The sequence below is a fragment of the Legionella resiliens genome, assembly GCF_021344005.1.
GTDB classification, from domain to species: domain Bacteria; phylum Pseudomonadota; class Gammaproteobacteria; order Legionellales; family Legionellaceae; genus Legionella; species Legionella resiliens.
In genome coordinates this window covers 698,084-713,020 of sequence record NZ_JAJTND010000004.1, presented here as the reverse complement: position 1 = coordinate 713,020, position 14,937 = coordinate 698,084, and the positions used below count along the sequence as shown (strand labels likewise).

Genomic DNA, 14,937 nt, shown 5'->3' with positions numbered 1-14,937 from the left:
TCTTTAAATAACGTGGTGAAACAGTTAAAAAAAGCTAAACTTATATATATGATGTTTGGATCAAAGGATTCTTAAAATGAGCGAGCAATTTACTGCAAATGTCTACTGTAAGGAGGAAAGAATCGCGACTCAAACAGGAAACGATATTGATCAGCTTTATACCTGGATGTTAATTCAAGTCAATGGACACTTTGATGATATACGCGGTGAGATTATCGATAATCAGACAAAGAACACCGTCCGTACCTTTCGCAAAGCACCTATAGAGTAATGTCAACTCAAAATTATTTTAAATCATCTGAATGAACTGAGGATCGTCGGTTTTTTTTAAGAAACCTTGATCTATTGAGTCATTTTCAATTACTTACTACGTCCCGCGGCTTATGCGCGATATCCAGGGGATCTTGCTCTAGAAATGCTCAGCGGCATCTTAAAATATCGTTCTGGATACCGCGCATAAAGCGCGGTACGTAGAGAAACTTAAGTGGTACATGATAAATTTAAAAAACTGACGATCTCTCAGGGCCGCGGGATCTAGGGATTTTGCAATAAAACTGGATCCCACGGACAAGCCACAGGACGTAGTAATGACAATGATTCCTCAGGCTAAATGAGATAACTCATAAAAAAGAATGATTGACTCAGATAAAGAAGTACTTACAATGAATCCCTTAATTTAAAAGTATACATTAAGGATAGTCATGGGTGCGACAGAAAAAACCTCATCATTTAATCTGTTCTGGTTGCTCAACTACATTTCTATTGCATCAGTTTCGGCGGCTATCATCACTCCCGCTTTACCAAAAATCCAAACTGAATATGCTTTAGGCCCCGGCGTTATTGAGTGGATAGTCTCGGCATTTTTGATTGGTTATGTAGTTGGTCAATTGATTTATGGACCTCTTGCTAATCGATTTGGCCGTTTAAAAGCATTACGCGTAGGTTTGGTGATTAACCTAATTGGACTTGTTGTATGTTTGCTCGCATTATTGCAAGAAAGCTATTGGCTACTCATAGGGGGACGGTTGATAACTGCCTTGGGTGCTGCCAGTGGACTTGCCTGTACGTTCATGTTAATTAATGAATGGTTACCTGAAGCGCAACGTAAAACGGCCATGGCCTATTCAGTTTTGTCCTTTGCACTAGGTATCGGTATCGCTGTAGTCATAGGTGGGATAATTACTGAATTTTTTCATTGGCAAGGATGTTTTTGGATTTTACTCGTACATGGTTTAATCATGTTATGGGGGACCCGTATATTTAGCGAAACATTGATTCATCCTAAATCAATATATATCTTGACTATTGTCCGCGATTATTATGCTGCACTTGCTTCTGCGAAATTGGTAATTTTTTCATTAGTAGTAGGTTGCTGCTCTGCTATATCCTACTGCTTTTCTGCTGCTGGACCTCAAATTTCAGAAGAGATATTGAAACTCTCGGCGGCTGAATATGGGTATTGGAATATCCTGAACATAATAGGAATGCTCTTAGGTGGATTATTAGCCAAACGATTACTCACTCGTTTTTCAGCAAACCAACTCATTTCCATTGGTTTTCTTGGCGTTGCAGTGGGAATAATTAATTTATTGATCATGTGGTATTTTGGGAAACAGTCCTCATTATGGTTTTTTCTTATTACAGCCAGCTTATATTTATTTAGCAGTTTTCTATTTTCGGGGGGCTCATTTGTTGCTTCCAATGCACTTAAGGACAAAGCCAGTGCAGCAGCCATGATGAGTTTTGTTAATATGTGTTTTGCAACACTCAGTGTTATCGTAATGGGCTATTTGATGCTCAATCCTTTATTAAGTTTTATTATTATTTTAAGCTTTGTTTGGTTACTTGTTGTGGCACTATTATTAATAAAAATCCCAAAGACTAATAATACAATAGACTTCGTCCAAACTCCCTGAGAAGAACAAAGTGCGAGGAGATGCTGAGTAATGAACTGGAGAGTACACAAGCATATAGGGATTCGGGCACGGCATCGACGAAGCAACTCTTTCTCAGTAGAGAGCTGTGTTATGAGGTTGTAGATTAACTATTTAATTCTATAATTTGGAGCAGGAGGCAACAATGTCGCATGGTCAGATACCCCAATCACTACAAAATTTTTTGGATTTGTCCAATACAAGACCAGCTATTTTTATACCCGAGGAAGTACGTGATCTCGCTGAAAAGACAGCAGAGGCTTTTGCTCTACCTAAATTATTTGTCCCCCTAATTAGCAACCCAGTGCTTCGTCTTGCTGATCATGAGATACCGACACGAATTTATCACCCTGCCCCACAAAAAAAGTTACCCTTAATTATTTATTTTCATGGCGGTGGGCATTTATCAGGGAGCATAGAAACTCATGATGCGCTTTGTCGGCGAATTGCTGTTACCTGTAACTCCGTAGTTCTTTCTGTTGGATACCGTTTAGCTCCTGAGTTCCCATACCCAGCCGGATTACTCGATTGTATAGCAGCTTTTGAACACAAAGTTGAGCTACTTAAAGAGTTTCAAGTGAATATGGAGCATGTTTTTTTAGCGGGTGATAGTGCTGGTGGAAATTTGGCGCTTTCTGTTTGCCATCAAATGAAAGAATGTGGCGATCTTGCAATTAGAGGATTGGTATTGATTTATCCTTCTGTTGATTTCTCTATGAACTATGACTCATATCAACGTAATGGGGAAGGGTTTTTACTCACACGAGAAAAAGTAAAATGGTATTTTGATAATTATTTCAAAAATGGTAGCGATCGAATTCATGCATCACCAATGCATTTTAAACATTTGGAATTATTGCCACCCTGCTATATTGCAGCTGCTGAATACGATCCTTTATTTGACGAAGCAATTGCGTTTGCGAAAAAAATAAAGGCCTTAGGAGTTTCCGTTGAATTAGAAGAATTTAAGGGAATGATTCATGTTTTTGCCCAACTTGAAATATTTGTACCGGATCAAGTCTTTCGATTAATTGAATCTATAGAACATTTTATCAAAGCACACTCTGTATAGCCTGGGTGCAGCCCCTCGAATCCCGGGTTATGGCTTGCCCCTCGGCTACACTTAAAAAGTATCAAATCCTTCATATTCCTGCCAACTGAGCTCTTCATAAGTACATTCATCTACGACAGCAAGCTGCGGCCCTTCCTTCAACCATGCATAAAATAATTTCAGATTTTCAACTGTCCCACAAGCAAATACTTCTACGCGTCCGTCATCCAGATTTTGCGCCCACCCCGTGATATCCAGTTTCTTCGCTTCTCTTTGTGCTGAAGCGCGATACCATACCCCTTGAACTTTTCCCGAGATATAACATCTCATACATGCTTGATTCATCATAAAATTTCTTATTGGTTTTTGGGTAAATAAAGTTTATCTTATTTTATAGAGTATGTTTACATTTCGCTAGTTTGAGCCAAAATGACTGGAATTTTGAGTACTGAAGCTCAATACGTGAGCATCGCCACGCATAGGATCAGGCCATTTAGCCAACAAGATAGTAGAAATGCAATCGGACCCCCAAGGAGATAAAAATGGCAATATGGTTTAAAAAAATTACTCTAGAAGATCTCAATCAATTTGGGAAAAATACAATGTCTGAATTTCTTGGCATCAGGTTTATTGAAATTGGTGACGATTTTTTAAAAGCAACCATGCCTGTAAACACACGTACCAAACAACCTATAGGAATTCTGCATGGTGGTGCCAATGTTGCATTAGCCGAAACAGTAGCCAGTACTGCAGCAAACGCCATTATTGATCTCAATCAATTTTTTTGTGTCGGCTTGGAAATTAATGCCAATCATATTCACTCAGTAAAAGAAGGTGAAGTCACAGCAATCGCCTCTCCCCTACATCTGGGACGGTCTACTCAAGTTTGGGAAGTTAAGATTTTTAATGAAAAAGGAAAACTAACTTGTATTTCAAGAATGACGGCTTCTGTAATAAACCGACCTAAAGAGTAATTCAACCTCTATGGATCTTTTTTTCCCTCTGTTTGTTTGAACATTATGATACAATAAACTGCATTTGATCTATTCACGCTGTTATGAAACCTGAGCAAACACTTAAAAATCGGGGTGCCCTTAGCAATCCAGATGGCCGATTTGAGCCACAAACCCGCGAACATTTTGCTGATGGATGGGACATTGAAGAAGATATTCTTCCCCCTTTAGAAACCTTTTTATTACCCGAGCATTCTAAATCAGTAATAAGCCGTAATGATTCTCCTGATCTTGGCTTTGAACAATCAATTAATCCCTATCGGGGTTGTGAACATGGATGCATTTATTGCTATGCGAGACCCAGCCATTCCTATGTCAATTTGTCACCGGGAATCGATTTTGAAACTAAAATCTTCTATAAAGTGGATGCAGCGAAACTTTTGGAAAAGGAGATAAATAAATCAAGTTATACGTGTAAACCTATTGTCTTAGGGGCAAATACCGATCCTTATCAACCCGCAGAAAAAAAACTTACTATTACCCGAAGTCTTTTAGAAGTTTTAGTTTATCACCGTCACCCTGTCATTATTATTACTAAAAATGCGCTTATAGAACGGGATTTGGATATTTTATCAGATATGGCAGAACAAAATTTGGTTAAGGTTGCGATCAGTATTACTTCTCTTTCAACCGATCTAAAGCGAATTATGGAGCCCAGGACTACAGCACCATCAGGCAGGCTAAAAATAATAAAACGCTTCACTGAAAACAAAATCCCTACTCGTGTCATGGTTGCACCTATTATTCCTATGATCAATGACATTGAACTGGAAAAAATCTTGCAAGCTGCCGCACACGCTGGAGCAAGACAGGCAAGTTATGTGTTAATCAGACTGCCTCATGAAGTAAAAGAATTATTTAAAGAATGGCTCAGCGAACACTTTCCCCAAAGAGCGGAACATGTGATGAGTCTTATTCGCCAAATGCGCGGTGGGAAAGAGTACGATGCACGATTTGGTGTCCGCATGCGTGGCGAAGGAGAATATGCCAATCTCTTAAAGACTCGATTTCATCTTGCTTGTAAGCGATTTCAACTCAATGTCGCCCCTGATCCTCATTTGGAGATAAATAAGTTTTGTAAAAAAGAAGATTTTTTATACAAGCAATTAAGTCTATGGGAGGATGCATGATAAAGGGCTCGAAACATATCATCAACAAATGACATCTTTCCAAAAAATTTTCATCTCTATTTACAACAACAGGTAAGCGCCCATATACATCAATTTGAATTTAAATCAACACAAATGATATAAATTTATGCAAATTAAAAAATAGATTCTATACTTAATCTGAGTAAAAAAGTAAAACCAAGGAGGATGTAATGAATACAAGTTCAAGCATTTCAAAAATGCTGCGTACAGGTATCATAGTAAGCTCATTGTTCTTCGCAGTAGGTTATACGTCCATCGCCAGTGCAGCCCAAGGATGCGGCCAGGGATATCATAGGAACATGTATGGTGGATGTGTATTAAATGCTCCAGGTCCCAATTCATCACCAGCTCCGTACCATCCAGGCTGCTGGCGAAATGCTTGGGGTCAATTACGTTGTTATAGATAATCACTAAATAGGCCCTACCATTTTCCTAAATGATATGGCCTATTTTTTATAAGTATTATGCGATTATTTATATACCCTAAGTTTAGGTTTTCACCTTCCCAGGATTAGATTAATTTTTTATTTTATTTCTTTTTATTAGAATGAGATTCTAATTTAGACTTTTCCTGAGGCTGTTTTATTTTATCAGGATGAGTAGAGTGCTGTTGATCATGACGACGTGCATCTTGTGACTCATTTTTAAATTTATTATGATTATGTTTTGACATTTATACTCTCCTTGAGATTAAATTTCCTTTCCTTCGAATTTAAACTTAGTTGAGCTTACTTGAAAAAGCAAATCCCCTTTTCAAAGTCAATTGCTCCTAGACCTTGCTGCACATAAACCCACCTTTCACCAAAGTATGAGAGCAGTGTCTGCCTCTCTGGGACAGCAGTAAGTAAGAACAACAAGAGAATGGCTTGAATTCATAAATTCAGTGGTTGTAACTCAAAAAGTGCGCTAAAGTAAATTCAATTAAAACTATTGAAAAAATGGACTTTTTCATGACAGCAGAAGTAAATGAAGCCTTAAGAAAAATAAGGCAGAATAAGCCCTTTATATTAACCATCACCAATTATTTTCCTATGGGGTATGTGGGAAGCGGAATACGTAGTATTGGCGGCTTCCCATTAATGTGTGGCGCAGAAGAGGAAGTCGAGGAGTTACTAGGGATTTCTAAAGCAGTGATAATCAATCTTGGCAAGTTAGATAACACTTTTGTTAAATTGAGCAATCACATCTGTAAAATAGCAAACCAAATGAATATTCCCGTTATTTTAGATCCAGTAGGAGCTGGCGCAAGCCGTTACCGAACAGATGTTGCGACACGCTTAATAAAGACACATCAAATTTCCATTATCCGCGGCTACCCTAATGAAATTGCGAGTTTGCTGACTGGAGAACTGCTAATTCAGGATAATAACCATCTTATGGGAGATCAGATAATAATAGAAAACGCCAAGTCATTATCAAAAAAATATATGCTCACTGTAGTTGTCAGTGGGAAAAGACATTTAGTTGTCAATTCAAATCAAATCGATCAATTTAATTTCGATTCGGCTCTGGTACAAAAAGTCGCCGGGATAGGTAATTTACTTTCTGCGATGATTAGCGTTTTTCATTCTGTGGTTAAAGATCCATTTTTAGCCGCTAAAAATGCCGTGCGTTTTTATGCCGAATGCGTTGGCCCAACTTCAAGTAGCGCTTCCGGTCCAGCTTCACTGATTATAGGAGTAATAGATAAAATCTATATTAATACAGAAAAGGCGCAACTATTTACTTAAATAGCCATGCCCCAGTTTCTACTTCATCCATGTAGATAAAAAATTATTTAATAAATGCCATAAAAGCAAATATTCCTTCGTCTACAAGAACTTGAAAATTCTTCCACGATTGCTGACGGGCGATTTGGGCAAATGTATCCATTGTTTCGGGATAATCATCAGCACATGGATGCTCCATTCGTGCAATAATCTCATCCTCAGTGATCTCGGAGTCGCTTTCCAACATCCGTGATTTTAAAGCATCCAGCCATTGCTCCCGTGTTTGATCCGGCTTAAGAACACCATCAACTATTAATAAAAAACCATTAGGGTCTAGTTTTTGTTGGCACATAGCAATAAAGGTGTTTTTATCGAGCAGAGATAAATGGTGAACCGCATAGCTGGTAAAAATCACATCGACAGGGGCGGATATACGAGGAAGCGCAGCAATCATATGATCCGCAATGAACTCTTTTTCACAATCCAGTGATGTAAGTGTATTTTCCGCCATTTTTAAAACATCTGGTGCTGCATCGATACCAATATATTTTATTATTGAGGTTCCAGTAAGTACGGAAACAACCGTACTGCTATCCCCACAACCAACATCTGTAAAAGAAAAAGGACGGTTTCCTATATGAGTTGCGAGAAATTTTTGTAACGCCTGCACCATTTCACGATGGTATAATGTATTATTTTTAATAGCACTTTGATACCGTTGCCAATTTTTATTAAAGTACTCGCTCGCAGCAGTCATAGTTTATACCTTATAGTATTTGTTAGATAAAGAGAGAAATAATAGCAACTCCCGTCATCCAGGTATACTAAGCTATTATAGATAAAATAAGATTCAGATTGCGCAAAACACCGACAAATGATAGAATTTACTCCACTTGGTAAATATATAGGCCACATATGAACTATTTTTACTCATTACTTTTTGCTTTATTTTTTTCCACAAGCGCTCTCGCTGGTGTTGTATCTGAAGCGAGTTTGCGCGATAAAATTGGCCAAATGCTTCTTGTCGGCTTTGATGGGAAAAAAATTACTGAACAATCTGCAATAGTAAAAACAATTGAAGATAATAATATTGGTGGAGTTATCTTATTTGATTACAATTTTCGCACAAAAACGTTTGATAAAAATATTGAAAGTCCGGAACAGGTAAAGACACTTAATCATGAACTGCACTATTTTGCCGAACAAGGTAATTTGAAACATCATCGACCGCAATTACCTCTAATCATTTCAGTAGATTATGAAGGAGGACAAGTAAATCGATTGGGAGAGCAATATGGATTTCCTCCAACCCTATCTGCTGCCGAAGTTGGAAAAAGAGAAACTAAAGAAGCTGAATCCATCGCCGATTCTATGGCTCAAACTTTAAAAAAGGCGGAATTTAATTTGGATTTTGCTCCTGAACTGGATGTAAACGTCAACCCAGACAATCCTGTGATTGGAAAAAAAGATCGAAGTTTTTCCAGTGATCCCAAACAAGTAACACACTATGCAAGCATTTATACACATCATTTCTTATCTCAAAAAATTCAATGTGCTTATAAACACTTTCCAGGACATGGCAGTTCGACCAAAGATTCACATTTGGGTTTTGTAGATGTTACCGATACATGGCAATCTTATGAATTAATTCCTTTTGAGCAATTACTGAATTCTCCTGAAGCGTGTGGTGTGGTCATGACAGCACATATTGTGAATCATCAACTCGATCCATCTGGATTACCTGCGACTCTATCCCATAAGATATTAACGGATCTTCTACGAAATCAACTGCATTTCAAAGGGGTTATTATCACTGATGATATGCAGATGAAGGCAATTAGCGACAATTATGGACTGGAGCAAGCTTTAGTACTGGCGATTAATGCTGGCGCAGATATGCTGATGTTCGGTAACAACCTATCTACTCCTGCGCAAGATCCAGTTCAAGTCATCAACATAATTGAGGCCAAAGTCCAATCCGGAGAAATCAGCCAAGAGCGAATAAATGAAGCATATCAGCATATAGTGGCTTTAAAAAAATCATTAAATTAGGAGCTTTTGCCTCTCTAGTGGAGGTTTATTCGAACGGTTGGATTGAGTGCAGGTTGCAAGATGCGCCAAATACAGCCGCTCCCTGCTCTTTTAATCTGCACGATTAAACTGAATTGCTACATCAACATCCACACCTGGAGAAACATTTAGCTTTCCTTTTGCATTGCCTGAGTTCTTTGTGAAAATACCATTTAAGTTACCGAATTCTGTAATAATAGTAACCGTTCCATTAACACAAACGCCCTTGAGCTTTGTGGTATGATGGTCGGGGCACAAAATACTTCCTGAACGTTTGTCCGCACTGACCTCGATGTTAAAATTCCCAGCACTATCCAGAGCACTAACTGTTCCCGCTCCATTATAAATACACTCGATTAACCAATTAGAGGCCTTACCTGAACCGGTCCAATTCCCAGGTACATCTTCGCAACTATTAGCACTAGAATAAAAAGTAAAATCTGCATGCGATAGAGTTGCAAAAGAGAGTGCAGCTGCAGTGAATCCAATGAGTAATTTTTGTTTCATTCCTCTTCCTTAAAAAAATAAAGCTTAATTCAAAACACCATCTGTTTTTGACTGGTAGAATGCGAGTTTATTATTACGTTATAAAACTACAAGTGCAATTGAAAAAAACCAGGATGAGAAAATAAATTCAAACATACCCCAAGCTAAGGCGGTAGTGAAAACCCTATTCATTTTTTATCTATACATTAGAAGTTTGAACACGAGGTGACGAACATTCATAGACATACAAATACATAGGCTTGGTCAATTTATGGATTACCGGAATCATCTTATGATGAGACAATGTCGCCACTGATTGGCAATGATTAAAAAATCGTTCTGCACATTGTTTTGTATCTCTAAAGTCAACATAAGAAATTTTGTCAATTTTTCCTTTTGATAAAGCATCTAAAAAAGCTTTTCCCCAGTATTGATATTGATTAATATCACCGCAAGGAATGGCATAGACAGGCCCACTAGGCATAAAGAAATTCAAAGCTGCGGCATTAGCAAAATAACCTGTAACAACTGGCTGTCCTTTTTTTATAATTTCTGGCTCATTGATCGCTTTTTTTAATACCGTATAAGCTCTACCTTTTTTCAGATAGGTTGCGATTGGCCATGAATTAGCGATGATTACAACAATACTAAAAGACAAAAAGCAGGGATAAATAATCATGAAAATACGTTGATACTGATATCGTGCCACATTAAATCCAGTGATTAAGGCAAGATTCATCCCAAGCGGGGTTAAGTAAACCGCTCGGGCATCACCACCGAATAAAGTTGCGATAATCCAGAACAATAGCCCTACAAGCAATACAGCATAAGTCAATTCCAAAACCGGGTTATTGGATGAGTTTTTAGTTTGTCGATACTTGAACCAACCCAATGCAGCGAATAATAGAAAAACTGAATAATTAACAAATAATGAGCCTAACAGTACTAAGAGACTATGAGCTGCCGTAGTATTATTTTGAGTTTGACTGTGAAAATTTAATAAATAAGTAATTGATACCCAATCGTGATTCACATTCCAATAAATCACGGGAACAACCATGAGAATAATGACAACGCTGGCAAGATAAAAATGGATACTTTTAAACAGTTGCCTCTGCTTTGAGAATACGACATACAACAACAGTCCCAGCACACTAACTACAGCCGTATATTTAGATAAAAGCATAGCGCCAATAAATAGAGCACAAAGATATAAATCAAAAATTCGCTTGGATGAAATGTAACGAGCAAAAGAATAAAAAGACAGAATAGTAAATAAATTTAATGGCGCATCATATAAAACACGAACAAGAACACTTTCTGTAGTAGTAGGCAAAGCAACCCATATCAGCGCACTGATTAATCCTGTTCGCTGATCGAGCAAGAGACAACCTATCTTGTATATATAATAGGCACCTGCGATCAAGCACAAAAAGCCAATAATATTAATTGAAAAGAATGTCTCACCAAAAATCGCTCGAGAAATATGGAACAAATAGGCAATCATGGGCGGCCCATCAAAATAAGACCAAGCCAAGTGTTTTCCCCAAGCGTAATAATAAAAACTGGTGATGGTAGGAACAAGAAAAAAAGTTGCAAGAAATAAGAAGCCAATATAAATAATAAGGAAGGGTTTTGTCGCTTTTTGATTCCACATAAATCACCAAGTTCCTTTTGCTTTATTTTTTAACTAAAAAGATCCCAATGAGATCAGTAGTATTATGAAATATCAAAGGTTTTAATGTAATAACTTATTGGCCTGGATAATATCACAATAAACATTTAATACACACTGATATAAACTGTTATTTAACTCTTTTTTTGCCCTTATTTTGGGAAATTGCTGCGATAGGGTTCGGTAAAATCTCTACAACATGTGCCATCCAATTTTTATTACCTGCCCTAATAATGGTATTGGCACGCCCATAAATAAAATCATTTAAATTGCAATGGATTAACGATTCCAATGTGCTGTTGCACTTGATCTTATAGTAATTTCGATCTTGAGTAAGTATTTGTATATGATGTTTGGCCAGCAGTTTGCCAAAAGGAGTATTCGTATGCAGAACTTCTTTTATCATGCTCTTTGGGAGTTCATTAAAGTTCATAGTGATAAAAGCGAGTTCAACTGCCACCACTTCTTGTTTGGTTTGTGCAACATTCGGGTTATTTCGTTTTTTGTTACTATCAACAAACATTACGATGGAGCGTCTATATGTATTGTTGGATTGATCCATATTTGCGTATATTGTTTTTATAATGGCGTTACGTGCGTAATATTTTTCGATACTTTTTGTCATTAGAGGCTGGGTTAACAACTTATCGTAAGGAGCAGGCAATTGTGTAGCACTTACTTTAGTACCTATTTTATCGATTTCAGCCAGTTTATTTATCTCCAGCTGAGTTTCTTTAGACTCAGGGGCACCCTTCACTGAAATGGCGATGAAGAGAATTATCATTAGGAATGGAAAGAAAAGAAGTTTTTTAATCATCTTTATTAATAATCTCATTTATTCTCACTTTAATATCGTGTTAGCCTTGAACTACTCACTGTTTGATAGATCAATTATTCATTCTCAAATGCTCTCAGCCGTGGGGAAAAAGATAAAGCTGGATTCTGGTAAACAATTTCTGTATAAGAAAAGCCCGAAACTTCTTGTTGATTGTAGCTCCCTGATATCTCGCAATATCCTTCCCAATAACCGTGTTTTTCCTGTTCGGGAAAAGCTGCAACATTCGTAAATGACAGACCGATACCGGGTATATTAATCCAGTATTTTGTGGGATAAAGAATGGATAATTCTGAATCAAGCCAATAATCCTCACGAATCACTTCCATCTCCTGATAAGAAATAAATCGCTTTTCTCCAGAAGGAAGAATGACATTGGCTAAACCACCGATTACATTGTTGCCGTTGAAATTGAAAATAAGGAAAATGTTAGCAACGATTCCATTATTCAGGCGAACCCCGAACCATTCCCAACCATTCGCATCCAGATTGAAATCGCCCCATTGATGGTCCATCCAAGAATCGCCGGAAGTTTGATTAATTTGAAACGTCGTGTCGTTCAGTTTAAGAGTCCCCGTTGTTTTAAAATGGGGTATGGAATAATAATAGGAATTGGTGTCATCAGCCATTGGCATCAGCCCATTCTCATTGATCAAAAAAAACGGGGCATTTGGCTCCAAAATTAAATTGAATTTTAAAACCGTATTATTTTGGCGGCCCTCAGCGTGTAACAAATAGACTTCCTTACCCTTCTGAACTTTCTTTTGTAAGCTGTAATCATTTTTTAGGGTAATATTCAATGTATCCGTAGCAAATTTACCTTCATTAAGGAAATAGTCTTTAGCAACCCCATAGCCTATTTTATTGTCCAAATCCGCAAGCTGCATATGCAGCATGGGCTGTGTATAAACACGCCCTTTTACATTGATAGCCGGATTAAATAAAGCAATATCAAAACTTAAATGCTTACCCTCATCAGTCACCAATTTACCATTGAAATACCACCATTCAATGAGGCGATCAAATGAATAAGGTATATTTTGATAATGAGCCGCCTCATCTCTAGGAAAATCGAGGGGGAAATAAGGTAAACTGGCATTGGCCATTGAAGTAAAAAAACCAACTAATATCCATTTTATACCCTGCATTATTAATTCCTTTCTTTAAATTTCAGAGACGCTTTTCAGATGAAATGAGATGATATAGGATGTTGAAATGGATTATCAATCCTGATTATTCTGGAAAATAAAAAGAACATGGAAATTAAAAAAATATTACCAGGCAGGAATCTGAGCAAATGTCCGATTGGTAATTCCGCAGCTAAGGCTGCGGAATTTGAGCTTAAATAAAGTAACTGTAGCCGCGCTCTTCTTCGTTTTCTTCGTCTGAGCCGTCTTCTTTTGGATTTTTTGCTTCACTCACTTCGTCATGCTGCTCTGTTGTACCCTCTGGTTTTTTTGCTTCGGGTTGAGCCTCTTGTCCAACGCTTTCTTCCAGTTCGTTTTCTTCGTCTAAACTAATACCTAAAGCGTTCATCATCGATACGAGCGAAAGGAGTGGCATTAATTCTGCTGGCACCATATGCACGTGACCATGTGGACAAACAAAAATTGCTATGCGTTGAATTCTAGGAGTAAAACCAAATAAAGTATTAGGATTTCTTGGTTGTTCGTTTTGTTGTGGATGGTTGCTTTCTGGAGTTTCTTCTTCTTCAGAATATTGTTCGGCATTTTCCTCGACACTTTGCTCAGAATCTTCTTCAAAGCTTTCTTCAAAACTGCTTTCCTGTGAACTTTCTAAGTTTTTTTCTTCTTCATCTTTTTTTTCAACTTTAGGCGAGCCTGGTGGTGTTTGAGGCATAATCATTGCTCCTTAAAAATTAAAATAATTAAAAATCCGATAGTAAAGCACCTCTCGAAAAGAGTTCGTTTTGTTACGATCATGTCTTTTCAGGGAGCAAGTTTACAGTTAATTTACAAATTTTGGTAGAGCAAATGTACAATTTAATTTGTTTTTTTCATTTTTTATTTAGAATCATCGATTTTAGTTAGGAGCATGGTGTACTGCCCTGATTTTAAACAAAAAATTAAGGAAAAAACAATGCACAATATATGGTTTTTGGTTAAGAAGGACACATTGATCCCGTCAATATTTTGAAACTACTCTTAAACAATTTCACCAACGTCTTTTGTCCTATCCAAGGCCATTTTGTTTAACATGCTATTTTGATATATTTCCCGGCTTGGAACAAATGACCTAGTTAAAAGGAATCACACCTTGAGGTATTGACCCCTTTTTTTGATAAACGCCACAAATTGTTTCGCCTACATACCACGCTTTATGCGCGGTATCCAGAACGATACTTTAAGATACTGCTGAGTTTTCTAAAGCAAGATCTGCTGGATACCGCGCATAAAGCGCGGTACGTAGATAAATGTAAAATAAAAAAGTGACGATACCTCAGGCTCCCTGCCCCCAATCGTCTCAAATTAATGTTTATAATATACTTGCTTAATAAGTATTTAGAAAAATCGCTACTTCTGAGTATATAACCATTATGATCGCAAAATACATGGATAAATATGTAGCCATACAAGCGGGGATTAGTTTAGTAATTCTTGTCCTTACACCTTTTGCACGGTTCCATAGTTTAGCATTACAGACAATTGGTTTTTTATTGTTCATTATAGGTTTTTTGATTTTTATACTTGCTGTGAAACAATTAGGGGTTGCGTTTACACCGGTTGTCACCCCAATAGAAAACGCTCGGTTAGTTACCTCAGGAATTTATGGAATGGTTCGCCATCCAATCTATACAGGATTGATTTCCCTTGCTATTGGTTGGTCAGTTTTTTGGGGCTCACCACTCTCCTTTATCGCTTCACTTGGATTAATCATTTTTTTTCATTTCAAATCAAATAAAGAGGAAACGTTATTAAGTAAAAAATATCCTGAATATGCACAATACAAAACAAAGGTTAAGAGAAAAATAATTCCCTTTATTTATTGAGAG

General features: G+C 37.3%; 17 protein-coding genes. 9 read left to right on the top strand and 8 right to left on the bottom strand.

What is annotated here, in order from left to right:
* Nucleotides 1–76: 76 nt before the first annotated feature.
* The 3 genes from LXO92_RS08620 (at nt 77) to LXO92_RS08610 (ending at nt 3,006) form a co-directional block, all read left to right on the top strand.
* A complete protein-coding gene (locus LXO92_RS08620; RefSeq protein ID WP_182352259.1) occupies nt 77–271 on the top strand; it encodes a hypothetical protein in 195 nt (64 codons plus the stop codon).
* Between the two features lie 430 nt (nt 272–701).
* Nucleotides 702–1,916 carry an MFS transporter gene (locus LXO92_RS08615; RefSeq protein WP_182352258.1) on the top strand — a complete coding sequence of 405 codons (1,215 nt, stop codon included), beginning with the start codon at nt 702–704 and terminating at the stop codon, nt 1,914–1,916.
* A 163-nt stretch (nt 1,917–2,079) separates the two neighbouring features.
* Nucleotides 2,080–3,006: an alpha/beta hydrolase gene (locus LXO92_RS08610; protein ID WP_182352257.1), complete on the top strand. Its 927-nt coding sequence runs from the start codon at nt 2,080–2,082 to the stop codon at nt 3,004–3,006.
* Nucleotides 3,007–3,057: 51 nt separating this feature from the next.
* Here the strand turns inward: LXO92_RS08610 and LXO92_RS08605 are convergent, their stop codons facing one another.
* Entirely contained in the window at nt 3,058–3,333 is a 276-nt protein-coding gene (locus LXO92_RS08605) for an acylphosphatase (RefSeq protein WP_182352256.1), read from the bottom strand.
* A gap of 194 nt (nt 3,334–3,527) precedes the next feature.
* Here LXO92_RS08605 and LXO92_RS08600 point away from each other — a divergent pair, with 194 nt between their 5' ends.
* From LXO92_RS08600 to LXO92_RS08590, 3 genes are all read left to right on the top strand, one after another.
* Nucleotides 3,528–3,959 carry a hotdog fold thioesterase gene (locus tag LXO92_RS08600; RefSeq protein WP_182352255.1) on the top strand — a complete coding sequence of 144 codons (432 nt, stop codon included), beginning with the start codon at nt 3,528–3,530 and terminating at the stop codon, nt 3,957–3,959.
* An 83-nt stretch (nt 3,960–4,042) separates the two neighbouring features.
* Nucleotides 4,043–5,128: a PA0069 family radical SAM protein gene (locus LXO92_RS08595; protein WP_182352253.1), complete on the top strand. Its 1,086-nt coding sequence runs from the start codon at nt 4,043–4,045 to the stop codon at nt 5,126–5,128.
* Between the two features lie 191 nt (nt 5,129–5,319).
* Nucleotides 5,320–5,556, top strand: a complete 237-nt coding sequence (locus LXO92_RS08590; RefSeq protein ID WP_182352252.1) for a GCG_CRPN prefix-to-repeats domain-containing protein — start codon at nt 5,320–5,322, stop codon at nt 5,554–5,556.
* A 122-nt stretch (nt 5,557–5,678) separates the two neighbouring features.
* On the opposite strand, the gene LXO92_RS08585 is transcribed toward LXO92_RS08590, so the two are convergent.
* Nucleotides 5,679–5,822, bottom strand: a complete 144-nt coding sequence (locus LXO92_RS08585; protein WP_182352251.1) for a hypothetical protein — start codon at nt 5,820–5,822, stop codon at nt 5,679–5,681.
* A gap of 277 nt (nt 5,823–6,099) precedes the next feature.
* On the opposite strand from LXO92_RS08585, the gene thiM reads away from it, so the two are divergent.
* The gene (gene thiM / locus LXO92_RS08580; RefSeq protein WP_182352249.1) at nt 6,100–6,879 is read left to right on the top strand and encodes a hydroxyethylthiazole kinase; all 780 of its coding nucleotides are present in this window, start codon (nt 6,100–6,102) and stop codon (nt 6,877–6,879) included.
* A 43-nt stretch (nt 6,880–6,922) separates the two neighbouring features.
* Here thiM and LXO92_RS08575 read toward each other — a convergent pair whose 3' ends face one another.
* Nucleotides 6,923–7,615, bottom strand: coding sequence for a class I SAM-dependent methyltransferase (locus LXO92_RS08575; RefSeq protein ID WP_232890790.1), 693 nt, complete (start codon nt 7,613–7,615; stop codon nt 6,923–6,925).
* 158 nt (nt 7,616–7,773) lie between these two features.
* Here LXO92_RS08575 and LXO92_RS08570 point away from each other — a divergent pair, with 158 nt between their 5' ends.
* Nucleotides 7,774–8,910 carry a glycoside hydrolase family 3 protein gene (locus LXO92_RS08570; protein ID WP_182352245.1) on the top strand — a complete coding sequence of 379 codons (1,137 nt, stop codon included), beginning with the start codon at nt 7,774–7,776 and terminating at the stop codon, nt 8,908–8,910.
* 90 nt (nt 8,911–9,000) lie between these two features.
* Here the strand turns inward: LXO92_RS08570 and LXO92_RS08565 are convergent, their stop codons facing one another.
* The 5 genes from LXO92_RS08565 to LXO92_RS08545 form a co-directional block, all read right to left on the bottom strand.
* Nucleotides 9,001–9,435 (bottom strand): hypothetical protein, encoded by a 435-nt coding sequence (locus tag LXO92_RS08565; protein ID WP_182352243.1) that lies wholly within the window; start codon nt 9,433–9,435, stop codon nt 9,001–9,003.
* Between the two features lie 178 nt (nt 9,436–9,613).
* Nucleotides 9,614–11,071 (bottom strand): glycosyltransferase family 39 protein, encoded by a 1,458-nt coding sequence (locus LXO92_RS08560; protein ID WP_232890789.1) that lies wholly within the window; start codon nt 11,069–11,071, stop codon nt 9,614–9,616.
* A 148-nt stretch (nt 11,072–11,219) separates the two neighbouring features.
* A complete protein-coding gene (locus LXO92_RS08555) occupies nt 11,220–11,924 on the bottom strand; it encodes a hypothetical protein (protein WP_232890788.1) in 705 nt (234 codons plus the stop codon).
* A 56-nt stretch (nt 11,925–11,980) separates the two neighbouring features.
* A complete protein-coding gene (locus LXO92_RS08550; protein ID WP_232890787.1) occupies nt 11,981–13,072 on the bottom strand; it encodes a lipocalin-like domain-containing protein in 1,092 nt (363 codons plus the stop codon).
* A 193-nt stretch (nt 13,073–13,265) separates the two neighbouring features.
* A complete protein-coding gene (locus LXO92_RS08545) occupies nt 13,266–13,784 on the bottom strand; it encodes a hypothetical protein (RefSeq protein WP_232890786.1) in 519 nt (172 codons plus the stop codon).
* Nucleotides 13,785–14,496: 712 nt separating this feature from the next.
* Here LXO92_RS08545 and LXO92_RS08540 point away from each other — a divergent pair.
* Nucleotides 14,497–14,934: a methyltransferase family protein gene (locus LXO92_RS08540; protein WP_232890785.1), complete on the top strand. Its 438-nt coding sequence runs from the start codon at nt 14,497–14,499 to the stop codon at nt 14,932–14,934.
* Nucleotides 14,935–14,937 lie beyond the last annotated feature (3 nt).

Bases quoted from the DNA above. Each gene is read 5' to 3' on its own strand.
- LXO92_RS08620 (WP_182352259.1), top strand. From the start codon at position 77: ATGAGCGAGCAATTTACTGCAAATGTCTACTGTAAGGAGGAAAGAATC.
- LXO92_RS08615 (WP_182352258.1), top strand. From the start codon at position 702: ATGGGTGCGACAGAAAAAACCTCATCATTTAATCTGTTCTGGTTGCTC.
- LXO92_RS08610 (WP_182352257.1), top strand. From the start codon at position 2,080: ATGTCGCATGGTCAGATACCCCAATCACTACAAAATTTTTTGGATTTG.
- LXO92_RS08605 (WP_182352256.1), bottom strand. From the start codon at position 3,333: ATGATGAATCAAGCATGTATGAGATGTTATATCTCGGGAAAAGTTCAA.
- LXO92_RS08600 (WP_182352255.1), top strand. From the start codon at position 3,528: ATGGCAATATGGTTTAAAAAAATTACTCTAGAAGATCTCAATCAATTT.
- LXO92_RS08595 (WP_182352253.1), top strand. From the start codon at position 4,043: ATGAAACCTGAGCAAACACTTAAAAATCGGGGTGCCCTTAGCAATCCA.
- LXO92_RS08590 (WP_182352252.1), top strand. From the start codon at position 5,320: ATGAATACAAGTTCAAGCATTTCAAAAATGCTGCGTACAGGTATCATA.
- LXO92_RS08585 (WP_182352251.1), bottom strand. From the start codon at position 5,822: ATGTCAAAACATAATCATAATAAATTTAAAAATGAGTCACAAGATGCA.
- thiM (WP_182352249.1), top strand. From the start codon at position 6,100: ATGACAGCAGAAGTAAATGAAGCCTTAAGAAAAATAAGGCAGAATAAG.
- LXO92_RS08575 (WP_232890790.1), bottom strand. From the start codon at position 7,615: ATGACTGCTGCGAGCGAGTACTTTAATAAAAATTGGCAACGGTATCAA.
- LXO92_RS08570 (WP_182352245.1), top strand. From the start codon at position 7,774: ATGAACTATTTTTACTCATTACTTTTTGCTTTATTTTTTTCCACAAGC.
- LXO92_RS08565 (WP_182352243.1), bottom strand. From the start codon at position 9,435: ATGAAACAAAAATTACTCATTGGATTCACTGCAGCTGCACTCTCTTTT.
- LXO92_RS08560 (WP_232890789.1), bottom strand. From the start codon at position 11,071: ATGTGGAATCAAAAAGCGACAAAACCCTTCCTTATTATTTATATTGGC.
- LXO92_RS08555 (WP_232890788.1), bottom strand. From the start codon at position 11,924: ATGAGATTATTAATAAAGATGATTAAAAAACTTCTTTTCTTTCCATTC.
- LXO92_RS08550 (WP_232890787.1), bottom strand. From the start codon at position 13,072: ATGCAGGGTATAAAATGGATATTAGTTGGTTTTTTTACTTCAATGGCC.
- LXO92_RS08545 (WP_232890786.1), bottom strand. From the start codon at position 13,784: ATGCCTCAAACACCACCAGGCTCGCCTAAAGTTGAAAAAAAAGATGAA.
- LXO92_RS08540 (WP_232890785.1), top strand. From the start codon at position 14,497: ATGGATAAATATGTAGCCATACAAGCGGGGATTAGTTTAGTAATTCTT.